This window comes from Vibrio minamisatsumaniensis (assembly GCF_050337445.1).
GTDB classification, from domain to species: Bacteria; Pseudomonadota; Gammaproteobacteria; order Enterobacterales; family Vibrionaceae; genus Vibrio; species Vibrio artabrorum.
In genome coordinates this window covers 1-2,196 of the sequence record NZ_JAKJSY010000158.1, presented here as the reverse complement: position 1 = coordinate 2,196, position 2,196 = coordinate 1, and the positions used below count along the sequence as shown (strand labels likewise).

Genomic DNA, 2,196 nt, shown 5'->3' with positions numbered 1-2,196 from the left:
ACATAAGAATGGTATCCAATATTACGGCCCTGTAATTATTTAACATAAAGTATAGATGTTTTGGAGTAAAAATGAGCGAAACAGCAACGCAAAATAAAGAGACTCGTGGCTTTCAATCTGAAGTGAAACAACTACTTCATTTAATGATTCACTCACTGTATTCAAATAAAGAAATCTTCCTACGTGAGCTGATTTCTAATGCATCTGACGCGGCTGATAAGCTTCGTTTTCAAGCGCTATCGAATGGTGATCTTTACCAAGGCGACGCTGATCTAGGTGTAAAATTGTCGTTTAACGCAGAGGCGAATACTTTAACGATTTCTGATAATGGTATCGGCATGAGCCGTGACAATGTTATTGAACATTTGGGTACCATTGCTAAATCAGGCACCGCTGACTTTTTCTCAAAGTTGTCGGATGAACAAAGCAAAGACTCTCAACTTATCGGCCAATTTGGTGTTGGTTTCTATTCGGCATTTATTGTTGCAGATGCCGTAACCGTTCGTACCCGAGCTGCAGGCTTAGCGAACAATCAAGCGGTTCAATGGCACTCTGCGGGTGAAGGGGATTATACCATTGAAGACATCATTAAAGAATCTCGTGGTACTGATATTATTCTTCATATGCGTGAAGACGGCAAAGAGTTCTTGAATGAATGGCGTTTGCGTGAAGTCATTAGTAAATATTCTGATCACATCGGCATCCCGGTTTCAATGTTAACTGCGGTTAAAGATGACGAAGGTAAAGACACTGAAGAGAAGCGTTGGGAACAGATTAACAAGGCTCAAGCACTTTGGACTCGTAACAAATCGGATATCGAGAAAGAAGAATACCAAGAGTTTTATAAGCACGTGTCACATGACTTTGCGGATCCACTGACCTGGAGCCACAACAAAGTCGAAGGTAAGAATGACTATACAAGCCTTCTGTATATCCCAGCTAAAGCGCCTTGGGACATGATGAACCGTGATCATAAGAGCGGCTTGAAATTATACGTACAGCGTGTGTTTATCATGGATGATGCTGAACAATTCATGCCCTCTTACATGCGTTTCGTTCGTGGTTTAATTGACTCAAATGATCTGCCTCTTAATGTGTCACGTGAAATTTTGCAAGACAATAAAGTCACTCAGTCTCTTCGTGGGGCATGTACTAAGCGTGTGCTGACTATGCTTGAGCGTATGGCGAAGAGTGACAATGATAAGTACCTAGAGTTTTGGAAAGAGTTTGGCCTTGTTATGAAAGAAGGCCCAGCTGAAGACATCGCGAATAAAGAGAAGATCGCTAATTTACTGCGTTTCTCGTCAACGGAAGTTGACTCAGCTGACCAAACCATCAGCCTAGCGTCTTACATTGAGCGCATGAAAGAGGGTCAAGACAAGATTTATTACCTAACGGCCGATAGCTACACTGCCGCTAAGAACAGTCCTCATTTAGAGCAATTCAAAGCCAAAGGTATCGAAGTCATTCTTATGTACGATCGTATCGATGAGTATGTGATGAATTACCTGACTGACTTCGATGGTAAGTCGTTCCAGTCGATCACCAAAGCGGGCTTAGATCTGAGCCAGTTTGAAGGTGAAGAAGAGAAAGAGAAGCAAAAAGAGACCGAAGAAGAGTTTAAGTCTGTTGTTGAACGTGCTCAATCTTATCTAGGTGATCGTGTTAAAGAGGTTCGTACTACCTTCAAGCTAGCGACAACGCCTGCGGTGGTTGTTACGGACGATTTTGATATGGGGACACAAATGGCTAAGCTTCTAGAGGCTGCGGGTCAAGCGGCACCTGAAGTGAAATACATTTTTGAGATTAACCCTGAGCATACACTGGTTAAACAGATGGCCGATGAAGCTGACGAACAAGCGTTTGGTCGCTGGGTTGAATTGCTACTTGGTCAAGCGATGCTCGCGGAGAAGGGGTCAATGGAAGACCCGTCACAATTTCTGGGTGCAATCAACGAACTGCTAACAAAGCGATAGTTCTTCGACTTTAGGTTAAGATCATCATTGTAATAAAAAGCTCGCTAATGAAGTGACCCCATAAAGTTGGACATTTCTGTTAAGCGGCTTTCAAGGCCTGAGTTCGATATTCTATCGGAGTCAGGCCTTTTAGTTTCACTTTTATACGTTTGGTATTGTAGTACTCGATGTATTCTTTAATTTTCTCTATCAGTGCATCTGCATCTTCAAAGCTTTGGTT

General features: G+C 42.4%; 2 protein-coding genes. One reads left to right on the top strand and one right to left on the bottom strand.

Annotated features, from left to right (window positions below; translation table 11 throughout):
- Positions 1–71: 71 nt before the first annotated feature.
- The gene (htpG, locus tag L4B77_RS19790; RefSeq protein ID WP_261837810.1) at positions 72–1,976 is read left to right on the top strand and encodes a molecular chaperone HtpG; all 1,905 of its coding nucleotides are present in this window, start codon (positions 72–74) and stop codon (positions 1,974–1,976) included.
- A 79-nt stretch (positions 1,977–2,055) separates the two neighbouring features.
- Here the strand turns inward: htpG and L4B77_RS19785 are convergent.
- The coding region (locus L4B77_RS19785) for an IS3 family transposase (protein ID WP_429752557.1) at positions 2,056–2,196 on the bottom strand (141 nt) is incomplete at its 5' end.